This is a genomic window from Fusobacterium sp. (assembly GCF_032477075.1).
Lineage (GTDB): Bacteria > Fusobacteriota > Fusobacteriia > Fusobacteriales > Fusobacteriaceae > Fusobacterium_A.
The window spans coordinates 19,217-40,323 of sequence record NZ_JAWDXO010000010.1; the positions used below are offsets into that span (position 1 = coordinate 19,217).

General features: G+C 29.5%; 19 protein-coding genes and 1 riboswitch. Of the genes, 9 read left to right on the plus strand and 10 right to left on the minus strand.

The genetic code is table 11. The features are described from left to right. Positions 1–14: 14 nt before the first annotated feature. The 4 genes from kamA to kal all read right to left on the minus strand — a co-directional run bounded on the left by kamA (position 15) and on the right by kal (position 3,647). The gene (gene kamA, locus E6771_RS05875) at positions 15–1,262 is read right to left on the minus strand and encodes an L-lysine 2,3-aminomutase (RefSeq protein WP_316090256.1); all 1,248 of its coding nucleotides are present in this window, start codon (positions 1,260–1,262) and stop codon (positions 15–17) included. A 65-nt stretch (positions 1,263–1,327) separates the two neighbouring features. After that, positions 1,328–2,365 carry an L-erythro-3,5-diaminohexanoate dehydrogenase gene (kdd, locus tag E6771_RS05880; protein ID WP_316090257.1) on the minus strand — a complete coding sequence of 346 codons (1,038 nt, stop codon included), beginning with the start codon at positions 2,363–2,365 and terminating at the stop codon, positions 1,328–1,330. Between the two features lie 50 nt (positions 2,366–2,415). Beyond that, on the minus strand, positions 2,416–3,231 hold the full coding sequence (gene kce / locus E6771_RS05885; protein ID WP_316090258.1) for a 3-keto-5-aminohexanoate cleavage protein: 816 nt from the start codon (positions 3,229–3,231) through the stop codon (positions 2,416–2,418). Between the two features lie 32 nt (positions 3,232–3,263). Further along, entirely contained in the window at positions 3,264–3,647 is a 384-nt protein-coding gene (kal, locus tag E6771_RS05890; RefSeq protein ID WP_316090259.1) for a 3-aminobutyryl-CoA ammonia lyase, read from the minus strand. A gap of 110 nt (positions 3,648–3,757) precedes the next feature. Next, a riboswitch (Lysine riboswitch) is annotated at positions 3,758–3,935 on the minus strand. Between the two features lie 321 nt (positions 3,936–4,256). Here kal and E6771_RS05895 point away from each other — a divergent pair. The 3 genes from E6771_RS05895 to E6771_RS05905 all read left to right on the plus strand — a co-directional run bounded on the left by E6771_RS05895 (position 4,257) and on the right by E6771_RS05905 (position 6,678). Continuing rightward, the gene (locus E6771_RS05895; protein ID WP_316090260.1) at positions 4,257–4,760 is read left to right on the plus strand and encodes a cyclic nucleotide-binding domain-containing protein; all 504 of its coding nucleotides are present in this window, start codon (positions 4,257–4,259) and stop codon (positions 4,758–4,760) included. Positions 4,761–4,836: 76 nt separating this feature from the next. Further along, a complete protein-coding gene (rd, locus tag E6771_RS05900) occupies positions 4,837–5,178 on the plus strand; it encodes a rubredoxin (protein WP_316090261.1) in 342 nt (113 codons plus the stop codon). A 120-nt stretch (positions 5,179–5,298) separates the two neighbouring features. Then, positions 5,299–6,678 carry a peptide MFS transporter gene (locus E6771_RS05905; protein WP_316090262.1) on the plus strand — a complete coding sequence of 460 codons (1,380 nt, stop codon included), beginning with the start codon at positions 5,299–5,301 and terminating at the stop codon, positions 6,676–6,678. A gap of 65 nt (positions 6,679–6,743) precedes the next feature. On the opposite strand, the gene E6771_RS05910 is transcribed toward E6771_RS05905, so the two are convergent. From E6771_RS05910 to E6771_RS05925, 4 genes are read right to left on the minus strand one after another with little or no spacing between them, the layout of a single operon-like run. Next, positions 6,744–7,637 (minus strand): PhzF family phenazine biosynthesis protein, encoded by an 894-nt coding sequence (locus E6771_RS05910; protein ID WP_316090263.1) that lies wholly within the window; start codon positions 7,635–7,637, stop codon positions 6,744–6,746. Between the two features lie 22 nt (positions 7,638–7,659). Beyond that, positions 7,660–8,622, minus strand: coding sequence for a dipeptidase (locus E6771_RS05915; protein ID WP_316090264.1), 963 nt, complete (start codon positions 8,620–8,622; stop codon positions 7,660–7,662). A gap of 31 nt (positions 8,623–8,653) precedes the next feature. Beyond that, on the minus strand, positions 8,654–8,938 hold the full coding sequence (locus tag E6771_RS05920) for a hypothetical protein (RefSeq protein WP_316090265.1): 285 nt from the start codon (positions 8,936–8,938) through the stop codon (positions 8,654–8,656). 8 nt (positions 8,939–8,946) lie between these two features. Further along, positions 8,947–9,093, minus strand: a complete 147-nt coding sequence (locus E6771_RS05925; protein ID WP_316090339.1) for a hypothetical protein — start codon at positions 9,091–9,093, stop codon at positions 8,947–8,949. A 443-nt stretch (positions 9,094–9,536) separates the two neighbouring features. On the opposite strand from E6771_RS05925, the gene E6771_RS05930 reads away from it, so the two are divergent. From E6771_RS05930 to E6771_RS05950, 5 genes are all read left to right on the plus strand, one after another. Then, positions 9,537–10,160, plus strand: coding sequence for a LysE family transporter (locus E6771_RS05930; protein ID WP_316090266.1), 624 nt, complete (start codon positions 9,537–9,539; stop codon positions 10,158–10,160). A gap of 22 nt (positions 10,161–10,182) precedes the next feature. Continuing rightward, positions 10,183–11,271, plus strand: a complete 1,089-nt coding sequence (gene mnmA, locus E6771_RS05935; RefSeq protein WP_410054668.1) for a tRNA 2-thiouridine(34) synthase MnmA — start codon at positions 10,183–10,185, stop codon at positions 11,269–11,271. Between the two features lie 26 nt (positions 11,272–11,297). After that, a complete protein-coding gene (locus E6771_RS05940; RefSeq protein ID WP_316090268.1) occupies positions 11,298–12,074 on the plus strand; it encodes an EFR1 family ferrodoxin in 777 nt (258 codons plus the stop codon). Between the two features lie 204 nt (positions 12,075–12,278). Then, complete coding sequence (hcp, locus tag E6771_RS05945) at positions 12,279–13,958, plus strand: hydroxylamine reductase (protein WP_316090269.1); 1,680 nt, start codon at positions 12,279–12,281, stop codon at positions 13,956–13,958. Positions 13,959–14,466: 508 nt separating this feature from the next. Next, positions 14,467–16,176 (plus strand): flavocytochrome c, encoded by a 1,710-nt coding sequence (locus E6771_RS05950; protein WP_316090270.1) that lies wholly within the window; start codon positions 14,467–14,469, stop codon positions 16,174–16,176. A 139-nt stretch (positions 16,177–16,315) separates the two neighbouring features. Here E6771_RS05950 and clpB read toward each other — a convergent pair whose 3' ends face one another. Continuing rightward, on the minus strand, positions 16,316–18,892 hold the full coding sequence (gene clpB, locus E6771_RS05955) for an ATP-dependent chaperone ClpB (protein WP_316090272.1): 2,577 nt from the start codon (positions 18,890–18,892) through the stop codon (positions 16,316–16,318). A 376-nt stretch (positions 18,893–19,268) separates the two neighbouring features. On the opposite strand from clpB, the gene E6771_RS05960 reads away from it, so the two are divergent. Then, positions 19,269–19,769, plus strand: coding sequence for a PTS glucose transporter subunit IIA (locus E6771_RS05960; protein ID WP_316090274.1), 501 nt, complete (start codon positions 19,269–19,271; stop codon positions 19,767–19,769). An 80-nt stretch (positions 19,770–19,849) separates the two neighbouring features. Here E6771_RS05960 and E6771_RS05965 read toward each other — a convergent pair whose 3' ends face one another. Continuing rightward, complete coding sequence (locus tag E6771_RS05965) at positions 19,850–21,079, minus strand: hypothetical protein (RefSeq protein ID WP_316090275.1); 1,230 nt, start codon at positions 21,077–21,079, stop codon at positions 19,850–19,852. Positions 21,080–21,107: the final 28 nt, after the last annotated feature.

The window sequence follows — 21,107 nt, forward strand, 5'->3', positions numbered from 1 at the left end:
CCTCATATAATCAATTATTTTTCATTTCTTTTATGTCTGTCAAGTTCCTTTGGTTCTATTGCCATAGCTCCACCACTAAGAAGTTTTGATACTCCAGTATTTGTTTTATCAGCTTTACAATCTTCACATTGACATTCATCATGATATTCCACTGGCTCAGTATAAGTAGTAATAACTCCTTCAAAATTTCTTAATACAACTTTATGTGGAGCTTGAGAAATTACATATTGAGGCATTACTGGAGTTTTTCCTCCACCACCAGGTGCATCAACTACAAATGTAGGTACAGCATATCCTGATGTATGTCCTCTTAATCCTTCAATAATTTCAATTCCTTTAGAAACTGGAGTTCTGAAATGCTCTAACCCCATTGAAAGGTCACATTGATAAATGTAATAAGGTCTTACTCTCATTTTTACTAGATCATGAACTAATCTCTTCATTACATGCACACAATCATTTATTCCTCTTAAAAGAACTGATTGATTCCCTAATGGAATTCCAGCATTAGCTAATAATTCACAAGCTTTTTTAGATTCTGGTGTTACTTCTTTTGGATGATTGAAATGTGTATTTAACCAAATTGGATGATACTTTTTCAACATTTCAACTAATTCAGGAGTTATTCTTTGAGGAAGAACAACTGGAGTTCTTGATCCAATTCTTACTATTTCAACATGAGGGATAGCTCTCAATTTGCTGATAATATATTCTAAAGTTTCGTCAGAAACTAGTAAAGCATCTCCTCCTGATAGTAAGACATCCCTTACTTGTGGAGTCTTAGCTATATATTCAATAGCTTTATCTATTCTATCCATAGGCATTGCATCATCACTTGCCCCAGCGAATCTTCTACGAGTGCAGTGTCTGCAATACATTGAACACATATCAGTTATTAATAAAAGTACTCTGTCTGGATATCTGTGAGTTAATCCAGGAACTGGAGAATCTTCATCTTCATGTAATGGATCTAAAAGATCAGCTTCAGCTTGATGAATCTCTTTTATTGAAGGAATAGCCTGTTTTCTAACTGGACAGTTAGGATCATTATTATCTATCAATGAAAAATAATATGGAGTAACAGCCATTCTTAAAGTTTCAAGAGTTTTCTTAACTCCTTCTTCTTCCTCTGCACTTAAAGTTATATATTTTTTAAGGTCTTCTAAACTCTCTATTCTATTTTTTACTTGCCAATGCCAGTCATTCCATTGCTCATCTGTTACATTTGGAAAAAATTTGGCTCTAGTGTTAACTGTGTTCATTTTATCATCTCCTCTAAATTTTAATTTCATGTCTTAGTTTTAAATTATTTTTTAAGGCAAAAAGATTAAACATATAATTCGTTAAATATTTCTCTCAATACAGCGCTTTCTCTCAATTCTTCTAAAGTAATTGCAGCGTGGTCTTTAGTATATCCATTTCCTACTATCATAGTAACATCTTTTCCTACACCTTCAGCTCCTAGAGCAGCTTTAGTGAATGAAGTTGCCATAGAGAAGAAATAAGCTATTCCTAAATCTTTAACTGGTAAAATTGTTGACATTTCTGTATTTTGTACATTTACACAGTTAATAGCAATATCTACTTCCTTACCATCATTAGCAGCTAACACAGCATTTAATACTTCAATTGGTTTTGTTGCATCAGCAATAACTATTTTTATTTTATCACTTACTCTAGCTAATAGAGCAGCTTCTTTTTCATTTCTTACTAATCCAATTACTGTTCCAGTAGGTCCCACTCTTTTTACTGCTTCATATGCACAAAGCATTCCTGATTTTCCAGCTGATCCAAGAATAACAACTGATTGACAAGGTCTAGCTAATTTAGCTACTTGTGCTGGTGCTCCAGCTACATCTAGAGCAGCAAGTGCTAAAGTTTCAGGCATATCATCAGGTAATACTGCATAGATTCCACTTTCAAAAAGTATTGCTTTACCTTTAATTTCTACTCTATCAATGTCTGGTTTTACATCGACAATTTCATCTATCCTTAATGGAGTAAGAGACAAAGAAACTAAAGTAGCTATTTTATCTCCAACCTTAAGATCAGTTTTCCCAATCAGATCATCTCCAATTTTTTCAATTGTTCCAATAAGCATTCCTCCTGATCCAGTTACAGGATTTTGCATTTTTCCTCTTTCACCAACAATTTCTTTTATTTTAGCTTTAATTTTTTCTACATCATGTCCAGCTTCTTCTTCAATTTGAGTGAATGAAGCTGAATCAACATTTAGTGCTATTACATCTATTAATATTTCATTTGAATATATATTCATATCATTATTTATTTTTAAAGCTGGTTGTGGTAAAACTCCTTGTGGTTCAATAACTCTATGTGTTCCATATTTGCATCCTTTTTTCATTTAAAATCTCCTCCTTAAATTATATTTTAGCTCCTAATATTCAAGTTAAATTATTTTTTTAATCCTAAAATTTTTCTAGCCTCATCAGGAGTAGCAACTTCTCTTCCTAATTCTTTAGCCAATCTTACAACTTTTTCTACAAGTTCTCCATTTGATTTAGCAAGTACACCTTTCTCAATGTATACATTATCTTCAAATCCAACTCTCACATGTCCTCCCATAGCAATTGCCATTGCTGCCATTGGAAATTCATGTCTTCCTATTCCAGCTACTGTCCATGTAGAGCCTTCTGGAATACTTTCACTGATAAATACAAGATCTCTTGCACTTGCTGCCATTTGAACTCCTAAAACAAAGTCAAAATGCATAGGTTTTTTGATAAATCCTTGTTTTGCATATTTTATAGCATAATCTACCATTCCTTTGTCAAAAACTTCAATTTCAGGTTTCACTCCTCTTTCAATCATTATTTTTCCAAAGTTTTTAATAGTATTTTCAGTATTAGTGAAAACTTCATCTCCACCAAAATTACAAGTTCCGCAATCTAAAGTTGCCATTTCAGGTTTTAATTCAGTAGGTTGTAATCTTTCAAGATCTGTCATTCCAACTGCTCCACCAGTAGATGGTTGGATTATTGCATCTGGACATTTTTCTCTTATTGCATCCATACATTCTCTGAATCTTTCTTTAGACTGAGTAGGAGTCCCATCATCTTCTCTTACATGCAGGTGAATTATTGAAGCCCCTGCTTTATATGCTCCATATGCTTCTCTCACTATCTCTTCTACAGTATAAGGAACCGCTGGATTTTGTTCTTTAGTTACTTCAGCTCCGCATATAGCCGCTGTAATTATTAATTTTTCCATTTTCATCTCCTTTACAATTCAGTAATTTATTTCTATTTTTTTCTTTGTTTGTCTTTAGGAGTTACACAAGTTCCACTAGCTCTGCATACAATGATTGGTTCCTCTAAAACATCTGCAGCTGAATCATTGATATCTGGTCTAGGAACTATAACTTTTCTAGCTTCAAAAACCATTTTTCTTGAACTGTTTCCAGAATTTACTATTTCACCAACAGCTTCTATAAAATCTCCAGCAAACACAGGAGCCATAAACTCTACACTATCATATGCTTTAAATAACCCTTCATCTCCATCCATTTGAATTAAAAGTTCAGTAGCAACATCTCCAAATAACTGCAACATTCTAGCACCATCAACTAAATTTCCTCCATAATGTGCATCATGAGAACTCATTCTTAGTCTGATCATTGATTTCATAATTTTTCCTCCTAAATTTCTTCAATTTAAATTTTCAAAAAATTAAAAAAGATGCATGTGGTAATAGACATAGTTAAACTGTAAGCATGATTTGATCTTGATTTTACTAAAATCAAAATAGCTCTCCACAATAAATGTGACAGTTGTTGCATATTCCTGCAACCCCCAAGAAAAAAGACCATAAGCAATCTTTTCCCTTTCGGCAACTATGTCCTTTGTATGAAGCATTGAGAGCTTTTTCTCTTAGCATCTCCATACTACCTCCATAAATGCACCTCTATTTTATATAAATATTCAATTGTCTTATACGCTTGCTATGTCATATTACTCCTAGATAAACTATATTCATGATATATATATAAGCTTTTTCTAAAAATATAACACACTTCTTTCAATATAAGTATACTTTGACTTTTTTTAAAAGTCAATAGAAATTCTAAAATTTTTTTTAAACTTAAAACAATCCCTTTAATTTTCAGCAAAATAACTATATCTACTAAACTGCTTTTCTTTTTTAAAGGATTTTTAAACTCTATTTGGTATATTATAATAATATACATAATTATTTTTGCTTAAAATTAAATAATTTTATAAAGGAGGGAAATTTTTATGAAAGATCAGTTTATGGATGAATACTCTACTATATTTAAAGTTATTGAAAAAACCCCTCTATTCAGTGCTCTTAGTAAAGAAGAAATAAAAGAAATGCTTTCATTGATGACTCTAAAAAACTATAAGAAAGGAGAAGTTATCTTTAAGCAAGATAGTTCTCCTAATAATATTTATATAATTGAAAATGGTATTGTTAAGCTTTTTCATCGAAAAGATGAAATTGATTTTGATATCGGAACTTTTACTACTGGAAATTGTTTTGGAGAAGTTGCACTTATTGGTATACTTCCATACATTGGAACTGCTGTTGCTATAAGTGAATTATCAGTGTTACAATTCTCTAAAATATCACTGCATAAACTATCTAAAACTAATATAATGTTATTTAATAAATTTCTTTTAAACATATCAAGAGAAGTATGCAGAAGACTTTATCTCATTGATAAACATCTCATTAAAGCACTAGAAGAAAATTCAAAATTTCATAATTCAATTTCATAATTCAATATTTACCCTTTATAAAAATCATGATATAATCCTTATAGGTTGTTGAGAAAAATTTATTGGAGGTTTACCTATGAAAAAATATATATGTGAAGTTTGTGGATATGTTTATGATCCTGCTGTTGGTGATGCAGATCACGGTATCAAAGCTGGAACTTCTTTTAATGATCTTCCAGAAGATTGGACCTGTCCTCCTTGTGGTGCTGACAAACATGCATTTTCTGAACTTAAAGAACATGATACTAATGAAATTGAGAAATTTATGTGTGAAGTTTGTGGATATGTTTATGATCCTGCTGTTGGTGATGCAGATCATGGTATCAAAGCTGGAACTCCTTTTAATAGTCTTCCAGAAGATTGGACTTGCCCTCCTTGTGGTGCTGACAAACATGCATTCAGAAAATTTAAATATTAATTCTAAATTTCTATGGCATAGAGTATTTCTATGCCATTTTTTATTTTACTTTGTAATTTGAAAAAAATGCTATATAATAGCATAATAAATAATTATTATTGGAGATTTTGGAGGATTTTTATGTTGTTAGATTTTATAAATAATCTCAAAAAAAAATACCCTAGTTCTTTTTGGCTTATGTGTTTTACTATTACTTGGGAAAGATTTTCATATCATGGAATCTCAACAATACTTGTTCTTTATTTTACTGCTTCTGTAACTAAAGGGGGAATTGGTCTTTCTCCCAAAGAAGCTACTTCTCTTTATGGATTTTATGTAGGAATATTACATCTTACCCCACTTGCTGGAGGATGGCTATCTGATAGATATTTAGGACAACAAAAATCTATTATTTTAGGAGGATTTTTTATCTCTTTCGGAAATTTTCTTTTATTTACAAGCTCAGATATTTATCAATTATATTTCAGCCTTCTTTCAATTATCATAGGAAATGGATTTTTTAAAGCAAACGGTACTAATCTTGTAGGTAATATTTATTCAGATAAAAGCACTCTTGAAAAAGAAGTTGCTTATAGTCTTTTTTATATGTTTATAAATTTAGGTTCTTTTCTTGCACCTTTTACAGCTGGATTGATAGCTGACAAATTCTTTGCTGTAAGGAATGCCACTGGAGAAATTATTCATTATGGTTATAAACCTATGTTTCTTATTTGCAGTGTTATAGGTATTACTTGGACTATTTCCTTTTTTTATCTTGCTCCTAAATATTTAAAAAATACTGGAAAATTACCATGCTATACACATAAGACTGAAAAAAAATCAATTTTTTCTTTCACTTTTAGTGAAAAAGAAAAGAAAAGAATAAAGGCTATGGGAATAATCTCAATATTTGTTATTCTATTTTGGACATCTTTTTATCAATCTTTTAGTTCTATTACTTTATATGCAAGAGATTATGTTAACAGAAGCCTTTTTGGATTCATAGTTCCCGTTCCTTGGTTCGCTGCATTAAATGCTATATTTGGAATCATTTTTTCTCCAATATTGGCATTATTATGGAGTCAGCTTCGCAAAAAAAACATAACTATACCTGTAAAAATTTCCTTTGGTATATTCTCTATGGGTATAGCTTTTGCTTTTATGACTGTTTCTGTTCTAATATCTGGTGATATAAAAGCTAATATGATTTTTATTATTTTAGCTTATATATTTAATACTTTATCTGAACTATGTATAGCTCCTATTGGTATTGCTATGTTCAACTGTCTTTCTCCCAAAAGATACTCTACATTTTTTATGGGATTGTGGTACATGACTATGTTTTTTGCAAGTATTATTTCTGGTAAAGTTGCTGGTTTTACCCAAGATACGGGATTTCTTACTATTTTCTTTTCTCTTTCTGTGATACTCTTTGTAATGGGAAGTATTTTATATCTATCTAGAAAAAATCTTGATAATCTTATGGTTGTAGAAGATGATTGTGATTGCAGAATAATATAAACTTTAACAAAAATAAAGATGACAATAGAATATATAAATTTTCTTTGTCATCTTTTTTAATAATATTATATTTCTATTTTCCCCTCTACAAATTTTATTGCTGTTCCACCAATGAGCACATCTATTTTTTCTTCTTTAATTTGAATTTTTCCCATTATTTCGCTCTTTCTACCTAATTTTTCTCCTTGTGTAACAGTAACAATTTCATCAGCCTTTATTTTTCCTATTGTATACAAATAATAAATTAATGCTCCATTTGATGTTCCTGTTGCAGCTTCTTCATCTATATCAACTATTGGAGCAAAATTTCTGGCATAGAGGTTTATTTTATCCTCTATTTTTTCTATATAAAATGGATGAAGAGATATTATATTTAATTCCTTGCTTATCTTTTTTATTTTTTCCATATTTCCAACTATTTCATTTAATATTTCCTTTCTTTTTAATGGTATCATTAAATCCCAAACACCTGTATATGCTTTTACTATTTCTATATCATCTGCAAAACTATCAGAAGACATGTTCAGTGCTTCTGCCAATTCGATTTTATTTACAGTGAAATTTCTATCTATTTTAGGAGAAGCTTGATACATCATTATGTTTTCTATTTTTGTATTTTTTATTTTTATAACAATAGGGAGAATTCCTAAATTAGTTTCTATATTTATTTGATTTTCCCCTTCTTCAGCTTTTATTATTCCGCACTCTACAAGCGCTGTTCCATAAGCTATAGTTGCATGACCACATAAATCTATCTCTTCTTTTGGAGTAAAAAATTTTACTTTTATTTTTCCATATTCATTTAAAAATAAAAATACAGTTTCAGGATAACCAAGTTCTTTGGCTATACTCTGCATTTCTTTGTTTCCTAATCCTTCTGCTCCCAATAAAACTCCAGCTGGATTTCCTTTAAAAAGTTCCGTTGTAAATGAATCGTATATCAATAATTTCCTTTCCATATTCCATCCTTTCAGTTTAAGATTATTTTTCCAAAGTTATTTCTATTACCCTCATAAAATTTTCATATGCTATTTTTCTTATATCTTCTTCTGAATATTTTCTCTTTCTCAATTCTTCTATGACATTCTGTGCATAAGAAGCGTCTTCTAAACCTTTTGGATTCATATCTTTTCCTGTTCTCCCAGTATAAAGATATTCGCAAAAATCAAATCCTAAACCTACATGTTTAATTCCTCCCAGTGATACCATATGATCTATATGATCTACATATCTTTCTATTGTCTGTCTGTCTTTTTCTAAATCTACAAAACCTTTATATGCAACAGCACCTACTAATCCTCCACTTTCTGCAACTGCTCTAATCTGCTTATCAGTTAAATTTCTTACATGATCACAGAGACTTCTGGCATTTGAGTGAGAAGCAATTATAGGTTTATTGCTTACTTCATAAATACCCCAAAAAGTTTTTTCATTTGCATGAGATACGTCTACTATCATCCCTAGTTCATTCATTTTTTTTATTGCTGCTTTACCAGTTTTTGTTATTCCTCTATTTTCATCTCCCTTTGCTCCTGTCCCTAGATCATTTTCTTCATTCCAAGTCAGAGATGCATGTCTAAACCCTAATTGATAAAAAGTATCCAGCCAATCTAAATTTTTCTTTATTGCTCTAAGTCCTTCTATTCCCATAAGAACATTTAGCTTTTCATTTATTATTCCTTTGTTGAAATCTCCTGAGCTTTTTATGATATTATAAAGTTCTTCATTTTTTTGAATTTCATGCATAGTTGAATTTATCATCCACATCATTTCTCTTTCTTCATCTACTGCATTTTCATCAAGATATGCTATGAATATTCCTCCCATAATATTTCCTGTTTTAAATCTATCAAGGTGATGTTTTTTTACAATATGTTCTTCTCCATTCTTTCTTTTTGCAGAAACATCAAACCAAATATCTGCATGTCCATCAAATATTTTCATTTTTTATCCCCCCTTGTTTCTAAATTTATTTTTAAAAAAATATTATTTCAGCTTCAGCTTCATACCAAGGTCCTTCTTCATCTTCTCCTTCAGTTATAAAAAATTCTATTTGAACATCTTCTAAAGTCATTCCTACAGAATGTAACTCTTCATCTTTATAAAATTCTATTTTTTTATATTTAGTATTTTCTAATCTTTCAGCTATATCTTCTCTCATTTCCACTAATTCTAATAAATCTTCTTCTAAATTATATCCTAATTTTTGAAATTCTTTTGATAGAGTTCCTATTCTTTTTATTAATTTTTCTGATATCATTATTCCCCCTATTTAAATTTAAAAATCATTTTTATTTTTTTTATTCTTTTTATTACTCCAAGAGCAAACTTTATTTTTATTATTTCAAATGGTATTTTATTTAAAGCTTTCTCCATTTGAATTTCTATTTCTTTTTCAGTCAAGACTTTTTTCAATAGTTTCTCCCTTCATCCAAGTATTTGATTTTTCTTTGTTTTTAGTACTTTATATATTATACCTCATATTGTACAACTTTGAAATATTTAATATAGAAAATTATTTTGTTTTATAAATAGAAATTCAATGTAATATGTGATATAATCAATAAGGAAAAGTTGTATATCTGTGAAAATATTTTTGTTTTTTTCCCTTCCTAATTTATAAATATAAAAAAGTAGATCACACAATTCACTGTCAAGATATAACAGTGTTTATGAAATAAAAGATGACTCTGCAATAAAAGTTTATAGAAGAAAAGCTGCCACTTATGATGACATTGAATCTATATTTAGTAGAAAAAAGAATATACCTGTATTGAAATATCATTTACAGACAAAAGCTTTTTTTCTGCCCAAACTGTGGTAAAAAACTTTAATATTGATTTATTGGAGGTATTATTTTGGATTTAACATTTTTCAAAGGAATGATTACTGGTCTTATTTTATCACTTCCTTTTGGTCCAGTAGGAATTTATTGTATGGAAAAAACTTTGGTAGAGGGACAAAAAGAGGGTTATGTATCTTCTCTTGGAATGGTCACTGTAGATGTTATCTATGGTTTGACAGCACTGCTCTTTATCAGTAAAATAGATGACTTTATTATAAAATATGAGTGTTTCCTTGAAATTAGTATTAGTATTTTCTTGCTTGTTGTTGGTTTAAAAAAAATGAGTAGAAAAATCAAAGTAAAAAAAATAGAGCTTAGCCCTGCTGGAATTATTCAGAATTATTTCACTACATTTTTTGTTGCTTTAGCAAATGTTTCAAGTATCTTTACTATAATAGTTATCTTCACTACTTTGAGGATATTTGAGTCTGAAGGACATTTAGTTCCTTTTCAAGTTGCTTGTGGGATATTTTTAGGAGGAGCTTCTGAATGGTTCTTCACTACTTTTCTTCTTTCTCATTGGAGAAGGACAATCACTGAAGAAAATCTAATTAAAATATCAAGAATATCAGGTGGCCTTATATTTATATTTGGAATAATTACTTTATTCCATTCTTTTAACAAAATTTTCTTTTAAATATTAATTTACAATAATAAAGGTGGTTTTCATGAATATAATAAATGATGAATTTTCAAAATATCTCACATACAATGAAAATAATAAAAATATAACAATAGCTGTTGCTATGAGTGGTGGAGTTGACAGTTCTACTGTTGCTTACTTATTAAAAAAACAAGGTTACAATGTCTTTGGAGTCACAATGAAAACTTGTAAACCTGAAGATTCTGATGCTAAAAAAGTGTGTGAGGATTTAGGGATTTCACACTATATTTTAGATGTAACTAAAGAATTTAAAGAAAAAGTGATGGATTATTTTGTGAATGAATATCTTAATGGTAAAACTCCAAATCCGTGTATGGTATGTAACAAACATATAAAATTAGGATCGCTTATAGATTTTGTACGTTCTAAAGGTGCAGATTTTATGGCAACTGGTCATTATACTCAAATGAAAGATGGTATTCTTTCTATGGGGAATGATCCCAATAAAGATCAAGTATATTTTCTTTCTCAAATGAAAAAAGATAATTTAAAATATCTTAAATTTCCTATTGGTAATCTTGAAAAACCAAAAGTTAGAGAATTAGCTCAACTTCTTGAAGTAAGGGTGTATGCTAAAAAAGATTCTCAAGAAATATGCTTTGTTGAAGATGGAAAACTTAAGGAATTTCTAATGGAAATGAGCAAAGGAAAAGCTGGAAAACCAGGAGATATAATTGATACAAATGGAAAAGTACTTGGTAAACATAATGGACTTTCTTTTTATACAATTGGTCAAAGAAAAGGCTTAGGAATAGCTCAAGAAAATCCTCTTTATGTTATTGAATTAGACAGCAAAAAAAATTGTATAGTAGTAGGTCCAAATGAAATGCTTTTTAAAAACAACCTTGTTGCTGATAATATCAATCTTATATCTCTTAATAATATAGAAGAACTAGATAATATGGAATGCTGGGCAAAAACACGTTCAAGAGATCAACTTCATAAATGCAGACTTGAAGTCCTTTCTAATGGAAACATTAAAGTAAATTTCATAGAAAATCAAGTAAGAGCTGTAACTCCAGGACAAGGAGTAGTTTTTTATGATAAAGACCACAAAGTCCTTGGAAGTGGGTTTATAATATAAAATACATAATTTAGGAGGAAATGCTTATGATTATTAAAAATGTTCATCTATTTTATTTCAGTCCTACTTATACTACTAAAAAAACTGCAAAAGCTATTGCTGAAGGTTTAGGAGCTGGCTTTACAGAACATGATCTTACTTTTTCATTTGAGAGTGAAGAAGAATTTTTCCTTCAGAAAGATGAGATCGCCATTGTAGGGATTCCTGTTTATGCTGGAAGAACTCCTGTTATTACAAGAAATATGTTAAAAAAGATACATGGAAATGATAGTTTAGCTGTGGCTGTAGCAGTTTATGGAAACAGAGATTACGATGATGCCTTACTTGAACTAAAAGATATTCTGTCAGAGAATGGATTCTCAGTTATTGCTGGTGGAGCATTTATTGGAGAACATTCTTACACTAGAAAAGTAGGTACTAAAAGACCTGATGATGAAGATATTGCAAAGGCTACAGCTTTTGGGAAAGAAATCAGAAAAAAAATAGATACTGACACTTATGCAAAAAATATTAAAGTCAAAGGTAATTTTCCTTATAGAGAAGATATGCCAGCGAAGATATTTTCTCCTATGGCAAATAAAAATTGTATTTACTGCAGAAAATGTTATATAGTTTGTCCAGTAGGAGCAATAGACAAAAAAGATCCTGAATTGGTAGATGTTGAAAAATGTATTCATTGCTATGCTTGTGTAAAAGTTTGTACATTTAATGGAAGAGAAATACCTGGTAATCCTTTAAAGGATATTATTGGATTTCTTGAAACAAAATGCAGCAAAAGAAAAGAACCTGAAATATTTATCTAAATTTATAACTTAAAACTGATCTTCCAATTGGATCAGTTTTTTTTATAAAAATTTTAATTTAAAGAAAAAAGAAATATTCCTTCCCTTTGTAAAATAATATAGGAGAAAATTTTTTAATGTAACATATGTTACTGTTTCTCTAAAAAAAATATTGTATTATTAACCTATGATGAAAATGATTTACTTTAAAAAGGAGGAATTAAAATGTGTAATAAAATGTTTTGTTTTCAATGTCAGGAAACAATGAAAGGAACTGGATGTACAATAGCTGGTGTGTGTGGTAAACAGCCTGCTACTGCTTCTTTACAGGATTTACTTATATATACTATTAAAGGGGTTGCTGTTTACAGTTCTCAATTAAGAAAAGCAGTCAATACAAATGAAATATTAAAAACTACAGATAAATATCTTATAAACTCTTTATTTATGACTATTACAAATGCAAACTTTGATAATGAAGCTATTATTGGTGAAATCAAACATGGATTAAAATTAAGAAATGATGTTAAAAATATTCTTATAAAAAATAATATTGCTCTAAATCCAAAATTTGAAAATATTCAGCTTACTGCATGGTCTTATACATCAGATGATCAATTAATAGAATTTTCTAAACATGATGATATTGGAGTTTTAAGAACTGAAAATGAAGATGTCAGATCACTAAGAGAATTATTAACTTATGGATTAAAAGGTATGGCTGCATATGCAGAGCATGCAATGAATCTCAATAAAACTAATGAAGAAATATTTACTTTTATGGAAAATGCACTTTTAGCAACTTTAGATGATACTCTTTCTGGAGATGAATTAACTGCTTTAGTTCTTGAATGTGGATCATTTGGAGTTAAAACAATGGCACTCCTTGATGAAGCTAATACTTCAGCATTTGGAAATCCTGAAACAACAAAAGTAAATATAGGAGTAGGTAACAGACCTGGTATATTAATAAGTGGACATGATCTTAATGACTTAGAACAATTGCTTGAACAAAGTAAAGACAGTGGAGTAGATATTTATTCTCATTCTGAAATGCTCCCAGGACATTACTACCCAAAATTAAAAAAATATTCTCATTTCTTTGGTAACTATGGAAATGCATGGTGGAAACAAAAAGAAGAATTTGAAACTTTTAATGGACCTGTTGTTTTTACTACTAACTGTATTGTTCCTCCATTAGAAAAAGCTACTTATAATGACAGAATATTCACTACAAATGCTGCTGGATTCCCAGGCTGGAAAAGAATTCCTGTTGGAAAAGATGGTAAAAAAGATTTTTCTGAAGTAATAGCACTTGCTAAAAAATGCAAAGCTCCTACTGAAATAGAAAAAGGTGAAATCATTGGTGGTTTTGCACATAATCAAGTATTTACTCTTGCTGATAAAGTAGTAGAAGCTGTAAAATCTGGAGCTATTAAAAAATTTATAGTTATGGGTGGATGTGATGGAAGAATGCCTAACAGAAATTACTATACTGATTTTGCAAAGTCTCTTCCTAAAGATACAGTTATTCTTACTGCTGGATGTGCAAAATATAAATATAACAAATTACCTCTTGGAGATATAAATGGTATTCCTAGAGTTCTTGATGCTGGACAATGTAATGACTCTTATTCATTAGCTGTTATAGCTTTAAAATTAAAAGAAATCTTTGGACTTGATGATATTAATAAACTTCCAATAGTTTATAATATTGCATGGTATGAACAAAAAGCTGTAATTGTACTTCTTGCTTTATTATCTCTTGGAGTAAAAAATATTCATATTGGTCCAACTCTCCCAGCATTCCTTTCTCCTAATGTTTTAAATGTATTAGTAAATATATTTGGGCTTGCAGGAATATCTGATGTAGAAAATGATTTAGTAAAATTTGGTCTTAAATAAAAATTTAATGGAGCTTGAGATATGAAAAAGTTTATCTAATCAAACTGACAATAGTATCTTCTCAATATTTAGCCAAATTCATTATAGAAAATTTTAGAACTATTAATTAATATATTAAAAAAAGACTATCTCTAGAAAGAAACACTTTTTAATATTTGATAAAAAATATAAATATAGAATGTTTTAAAAAATTATAGCTGTTTACAACTATACAATTACATCATTATGAATGGAGTTGTGTTCAGTTAAAAATTGGCTATTAGTGAGAATATTATGCTCAGTTCACATAATATTGATTTCGTAAAAAATTCCAAATAATTTTAAATAATTAATATTAATTTTAAGAGTGACTTTTTTAGCCACTCTTTTATTATCTTCAAAACCTAAAAATAGTTTTTTAAAATAAATGTTTGACATTCTTTTTATAGATAATATATAATATAATGGTAATGGTATGCATCATTTTATGCATAAAAAACACACTATATATTTTAATGAGGGGTGAAAAATGAGAAAAAAACTGTTATGTTTACTGTCTGCTTTAACTATCATGACATTTTCTATAGCTGATGCTAAAACTATTGAAGGTGTTGGAGCAGGTTATAAAGGAGACATTAAAGTTAATGTTACTTATGAGGGAAATGAAATCAAAGGAGTAGAAATACTTAAACATGAAGAAACTGCTTTTACTAAAAAAGCTATGGAACAAGTTACTAAAGAAATTGTAGAGAATCAAAGTATAGAAGTAGATAATGTAGCTGGAGCTACTTATACTTCTGAGGGAATAAAAGAAGCTGTAGGTTCTGCTGTAGTTCAAGCTGGTATCAAGTTAGTAAGTAAAACACCTGCTAAAAAAGCTGATGTAGTTCTGACTGATATATCTACTGATATTGTTGTAGTTGGTGGTGGAGGTGCTGGACTTACTGCTGCTATTGCTGCAAAAGAAAAAGGAGTTAATGTTATCCTTTTAGAAAAAATGGCTATGTTGGGAGGAAATACTAACTATGCAACTGGTGGTATAAATGCTGCTAATACTTCTCTTCAAAAAAAATTAGGTATTGAAGATTCAGAAGAACTTTTCTACAATGATACTATGAAAGGTGGAAAAAATAAAAATAATCCTGAACTTCTTAAAAAGATGACTGAAGAATCTAAACATATTATTGATTGGCTTATTTCAAAAGGAACTGACCTTACAGAAGTTTCTTTCTCTGGTGGTCAAAGTGTAAAAAGAATTCACAGACCAACTGGTGGTAAGGCTGTAGGACCTGTTGTAGTAGTTGCTCTTAGTGATACTGCTGATAAATTAGGTATTGAAATCAGAACTGAAAGTGAAGTTACTAAATTAATAAAAACTGGAGATAAAGTCACTGGTGTAGAAGTTAAACATAAAGGAAAAACTTATGTTATTTCTGCTAAAGCTGTAATTATGGCTACAGGTGGATTTGGAGCTAATCCTGCTATGATAGAGGAATATAATCCTGCTCTTAAGGGATTTGGTTCTACTAACAGTCCTGCTATTACTGGTGAAGGTATCAAAATGGTTAAAGCTGCTGGGGCTGACCTTGTTGATATGCCTGAAATTCAAACTCATCCTACTGTTGTTCATAACAATACTGCGATGATCACTGAAAGTGTAAGAGGGGAAGGAGCAATCTTAATCAATAGAGATGGTAAAAGATTTATCAATGAACTTGAAACTAGAGATGTTGTATCTAAAGCTGAGCTTGCTCAAAAAGGTGCAAGTGCTTTCCTGGTATTTGATCAAGGTACAAGAGAAAATCTTTCTACTATAAATGGATATGTTAAACAAGGATTTGCAGTAGAAGCTCCTACTTTAGAAGAATTAGCTAAAAAAGTAGGAATAGAATCAAAAACTTTTGTTGAAACTATTAATACTTATAATGGATATGTTAAAGCTGGTGAAGATAAAGACTTTGGTAAAAAAGGACTTCCAAGAGAACTTGTAAAAGCTCCATTCTATGCTATTGAAGTATCTCCTGCTATTCACCATACTATGGGAGGAGTTCGTATCAATACTAATACTCAAGTTCTTACTCCAGAGGGAAAAATTATCCCTGGATTATATGCTGCTGGTGAAATTACTGGTGGAGTACATGGAGGAAACAGAATTGGCGGAAATGCAGTAACTGATATCACAGTTTTTGGTAAAATAGCTGGTGAAACTGCTGCTGATTTTGTAAAAAATTCTAAATAATGAATTTTTATAAAATAAAAAAAGAGATTGAAACATAAGAAACATAGATTTTTTCTAATAAAAAAGGTTTGTGATTAATCACAAACCTTTTTAATTTCTAAAATATATCTCTACTTTTTAATCAATCTCTTTTTTTATTTTATTTCTCTTTTACTTTAAATTCTATTTGTCCATTTGCAAGTTCCACATCTACTTTATCTCTTTCTTTAATCTTATTAGAAAGTATCATTTTTGCAAGTGATGTTTCAAGTTGTTTTTGAATATAACGTCTAAGTGGTCTTGCTCCATATTGTGGGTCATAAGCATTAGTTGCCAGAAATTCAACAACTGGTTCTGTAAAATGCAGCTCAATGTATCTGTCTTTTACTTTTTCCTGTACAGATTCCAATGATAATCTTACAATATCTTTTATTGAAGTTAAATCCAATGCTTTAAATATAATAATTTCATCTACCCTATTTAAAAACTCTGGTCTAAAATTAGCTTTTAGCTGATCTAGTACTTTTTCTTTTGTCTCTTCTTTTAAATTGATATCTTCAAGTATTAAATGGCTTCCTATATTAGAAGTCATAATTATCAGAGTATTTTTAAAATCTATCATTCTACCTTGTCCATCTGTAAGCCTACCATCATCAAGTACTTGAAGAAGAATATTAAATACATCTGGATGGGCTTTTTCTATTTCATCAAATAGAATTACTGAATATGGTTTAGTTCTTACTGCTTCTGTAAGCTGTCCTCCTTCTTCATATCCTACATATCCTGGAGGTGCTCCTATCAATCTAGTAGTTGAGAATTTATCCATATATTCACTCATATCTATTCTTATAACATTATCTTCATTATCAAATAAATTATAAGCTAAGGATTTAGCAAGATAAGTTTTCCCAACTCCTGTTGGTCCTAAGAATATAAATGAACCCATAGGTCTATTTTTATCTTTTAATCCAGCTCTTGACCTTATCATAGTATCTGCTACTGCTTTTACAGCTTCATCTTGTCCCTTTACCTTATTTTTTAAAGTATTTTCTAAGTTAAGTATTTTTTCTTTTTCAGTTTCAGCTAATTTAGATACTGGAATACCTGTCCATTTAGAAACAATATCTGCAATTTCATCAGCAGTAACTTCTTGCTTTAATAATCCACTATTTCCATAAGTTGCATCTAATTTTTCCTGCTGTTCCTCTATTTCTTTTTCAATACCTGCTAATTTTCCATATTTTAATTCTGACAATCTACTTAAATCATAATTTCTTTCAGCTTGTTCCATTTCAAGTTTAATTTTTTCTGCTTCTTCTTTAAGTTGTTTAACTTTAGTTATATCTCTTTTTTCTAATTCCCATTGAGATTTTAATAAAGATTTTTTAGCATTCATTTCTGCAAGTTCTTTTTCAAGTATCTCTAATCTATCTTTTGAGCCTTGATCTGTTTCTTTTTTCAAAGCTTCTTTTTCTATTTCCAGCTGCATGCTTTTTCTAGTTAACTCATCTAGTTCTGCTGGCATAGAATCAATTTCTGTTCTTATCATGGCTGCTGCTTCATCTATAAGATCAATAGCTTTATCAGGAAGCTGTCTATCTGCTATATATCTGTTACTCAAAGTAGCTGCTGTAACTATTGCTGAGTCAGATATTCTTACTCCATGATACAGTTCAAATTTTTCTTTAAGTCCTCTCAAAATAGATATAGTATCCTCAACAGTAGGTTCATCAACCATTACTATCTGAAATCTTCTTTCAAGAGCAGCATCTTTTTCAATATATTTTCTATATTCATCTATAGTAGTGGCACCAATTACTCTTACTTCTCCTCTGGCAAGCATAGGTTTCAAAATATTTCCTGCATCCATTGCTCCATCAGTTTTTCCTGCACCAACTATAGTATGTATTTCATCTATAAATAATATTATATTTCCATTTGAGCTTTCTACTTCTTTTAGTACACCTTTGAGCCTCTCTTCAAATTCTCCTCTGAATTTTGCCCCAGCTATCAAAGCTCCCATATCTAATGAATAAAGTTTCTTTCCTTTTAATGATTCTGGAACATCACCATTAAGTATTCTCTGAGCAAGACCCTCTGCTATAGCAGTTTTTCCTACTCCAGGTTCTCCTATTAATATAGGATTATTTTTCGTCCTTCTTGAAATTATTTGTATAGTTCTTCTTATTTCGCTGTCTCTTCCTATAATTGGATCTATTTTACCTTGCCTTGCCAATTCAACAAGATCTCTTGAATATTTTTCAAGTACCTCATATGTTGCTTCTGGATTTTGAGAATCTACCTTTTGATTTCCTCTTACATCTTTTACTGCTGCTTCATATTTTTTTTCATCTATTCCTATTTTTTTTAATAGAGGCATTTCTTTTATTAATGCCCAAAAGATATGCTCAACACTAACATAAGAATCCCCCATCTTTTCCATTATATTTTCTGCTTCTATTAAAACTCTATGAGTAGATTGATCCAAAGTGACATCTCCCAAACTGCTTCCTTCTATTCTAGGAAATTTATTCACTTCATTTTCTATCTGCCCTATAATATAATTGAGATTCAACTCTAGCTTTTCCATGATTCTTGGAATAAGACCTTCAGTATTTTTTAAAAGTGCCAATGCCAGAAATTCAGGTTTTATTGTTTGCTGTTTAGCTCTCATTGTGAGAGCTTGTGCTTCATTTAAAGCTAGTAATGAATTCTCTGTAAATTTATTTGGATTCATATAACCAACCTCCTTTATTATTTTAAATATGTTATTAACTAATTATTTGCAACTATTATCTTATTTATTTTGATTATAGAACACTTTTTTTATTTTGTCAACTGTTTTAAAACAATATTTTTTTTATTCTTTTTTCACTACAAATTTTATTAGTCAGTTTAAAAATTATTTTTCTTTAATATATTATATTATACCCTTTGTTAAAATTTTTCCTTTTTATTTATCTTTTTCTTATATCAATTTTGTAGTTTAGAAATATTACTGTTTATGGTTTAAAATTTTTCAAATAATAATTTGATTTATTTAGAAAAGTGTGAAATAATATCTTATATACATTGTTTATAATTTCTAAATCTTAAAAAATAGGGAGGGAAATATGGGGTTATTTGACATGTTTAAGAAAAAGAAGGAAGAGGAATGGTTTGATATATATTCTCCACTTAATGGAAAAGTTATAGATTTATCAGAAGTTCCTGATGAGGCTTTTGCTCAAAAAATGGTAGGGGATGGATGTGCTATTGAACCTGTTGAAGGAGTTGTTTGCGCTCCAGTAGATGGTGAAATAGATATTTTTGAAACTAATCATGCAGTAAGTTTTGAAACTCCTAATGGACTTGAAATGATAGTTCATTTTGGAATAGATACTGTTACTTTAAAAGGTGAAGGGTTTAAAAGAGTAGCTTCTGGAAACCAAGTTAAAGTTGGAGATAAGTTGGTTGAATATGATCTTGAATTTATCAAAAGCAAGGTACCTTCAGTAAAAACTCCTGTTATTATAAATAATATGGATATGGTAGAGAAAATTGATGTTGTATCTAAAGGTAAAGATGTAAAAGTTGGAGACCTTTTAATGAGAGTACAATTAAAAAATAGTTAATTATTAACCACTGCTTTAAAGCAGTGGTTTTTTATATAAAAAAACTCCCTCCATACTATAAAAGGAGAGAGCTGCTATTATTAAAATATTTCAAATTTTTTTAAAACTTCACTTGGCATATTTTTTTGATAATATTCAAGTATTTTTATAGCTGGTTTATAGTCTTTCTTTAATTCTAATAAATTAACATATTCATTTTCTATACTTTGTACAGAATAGAAATCACTTTTTTCAAACATTTGAAATAATTCAGTTATTATTTCCATTCTTTCTTCTATTTCACATCCAGAATTCTTTCCTACCATCAAGGCTTCCATATAAAAAGATCTGCTGTCTTTTGTTTTACCCAATTCTTTTGCACCTTTTGCTAATAGAACAAGTACATTGAAGTTATCGCATTCTTCTTTTATTCCATTTATTTCATAATTGTCTTTACATTTTTCATAGAATTTTTTTAAGAATACTTTATCTCCAGTAATTATTCCTATCTCAATAAGTTTACTATATGCTTCTGCTTTTTCTTCAGAACTTCTTCCTTTAGCTAAAGATACATATTCTTTAGATGCTTCTTCATAATCAGCCATATTTTTATATGTTTTTGCTATCATTTTTCTTACTTCAAATAAAAAATCCTCATTTTTAGACTTTTTAAATAAAAATTTTAAGATAGTCAAAGCTTCTGTGTATCCTTCTGTCTCTACCAAAGCTTCTGCGTATTTATATTGAAGCATTTCATATTCTTTATTCCATTTTTCTTTTGAAAGTCTGTCTTCAAACTTTCTATAAATAAATACACTATTTTTATAATCTCCTAATATTTTATTAAGCTTCATAATTTCTGATAGCTTTTCTTTAAGATCAACTATTTTTCTAATACCATGAAGAGATTTTAAAATATAATCTCTTGCATTCAAATAATTCTTTTCATTTTCAAATCTCGCAAAAAGTCTCATACAATAGTCACTTCTATCATTGTCATTCAATTCAAAAAGAGCTTCTTCTATTTCCCAGATATTTTCTTTAAGATCTGAATTTGTATTTTTAGTTATACTTTCTAAATATTCTAAAGCTTGCTCCTCTTTTGTTTTCATAAGATCGCTCAATTTTATGGAATCTTTTATTCCTCTTTCAGTTAATATTTTAGTAAAATTTTTACAAAGTAATTTAGCTGTTTTTTCTGTCAGTGATCTTTTCCCTATTTCAATCATACCTAAAAAAACTCTAGTAATATCATCCCCCACTAATTCTCCTTGAGTTATTTTATGCTTCTTTCTGAATGTTAACAATTTTTCTTCTGGTGACAAAAACATTTTCTTTTCCCCCTTTTGTCTGTTTATT

Bases quoted from the DNA above. Each gene is read 5' to 3' on its own strand.
- E6771_RS05915 (WP_316090264.1), bottom strand. From the start codon at position 8,622: ATGAAAATATTTGATGGACATGCAGATATTTGGTTTGATGTTTCTGCA.
- clpB (WP_316090272.1), bottom strand. From the start codon at position 18,892: ATGAATCCAAATAAATTTACAGAGAATTCATTACTAGCTTTAAATGAA.
- E6771_RS05895 (WP_316090260.1), top strand. From the start codon at position 4,257: ATGAAAGATCAGTTTATGGATGAATACTCTACTATATTTAAAGTTATT.
- kce (WP_316090258.1), bottom strand. From the start codon at position 3,231: ATGGAAAAATTAATAATTACAGCGGCTATATGCGGAGCTGAAGTAACT.
- E6771_RS05940 (WP_316090268.1), top strand. From the start codon at position 11,298: ATGATTATTAAAAATGTTCATCTATTTTATTTCAGTCCTACTTATACT.
- E6771_RS05920 (WP_316090265.1), bottom strand. From the start codon at position 8,938: ATGATATCAGAAAAATTAATAAAAAGAATAGGAACTCTATCAAAAGAA.
- E6771_RS05960 (WP_316090274.1), top strand. From the start codon at position 19,269: ATGGGGTTATTTGACATGTTTAAGAAAAAGAAGGAAGAGGAATGGTTT.
- E6771_RS05905 (WP_316090262.1), top strand. From the start codon at position 5,299: ATGTTGTTAGATTTTATAAATAATCTCAAAAAAAAATACCCTAGTTCT.
- rd (WP_316090261.1), top strand. From the start codon at position 4,837: ATGAAAAAATATATATGTGAAGTTTGTGGATATGTTTATGATCCTGCT.
- E6771_RS05950 (WP_316090270.1), top strand. From the start codon at position 14,467: ATGAGAAAAAAACTGTTATGTTTACTGTCTGCTTTAACTATCATGACA.
- hcp (WP_316090269.1), top strand. From the start codon at position 12,279: ATGTGTAATAAAATGTTTTGTTTTCAATGTCAGGAAACAATGAAAGGA.
- kamA (WP_316090256.1), bottom strand. From the start codon at position 1,262: ATGAACACAGTTAACACTAGAGCCAAATTTTTTCCAAATGTAACAGAT.
- E6771_RS05910 (WP_316090263.1), bottom strand. From the start codon at position 7,637: ATGGAAAGGAAATTATTGATATACGATTCATTTACAACGGAACTTTTT.
- E6771_RS05965 (WP_316090275.1), bottom strand. From the start codon at position 21,079: ATGTTTTTGTCACCAGAAGAAAAATTGTTAACATTCAGAAAGAAGCAT.
- kdd (WP_316090257.1), bottom strand. From the start codon at position 2,365: ATGAAAAAAGGATGCAAATATGGAACACATAGAGTTATTGAACCACAA.
- kal (WP_316090259.1), bottom strand. From the start codon at position 3,647: ATGAAATCAATGATCAGACTAAGAATGAGTTCTCATGATGCACATTAT.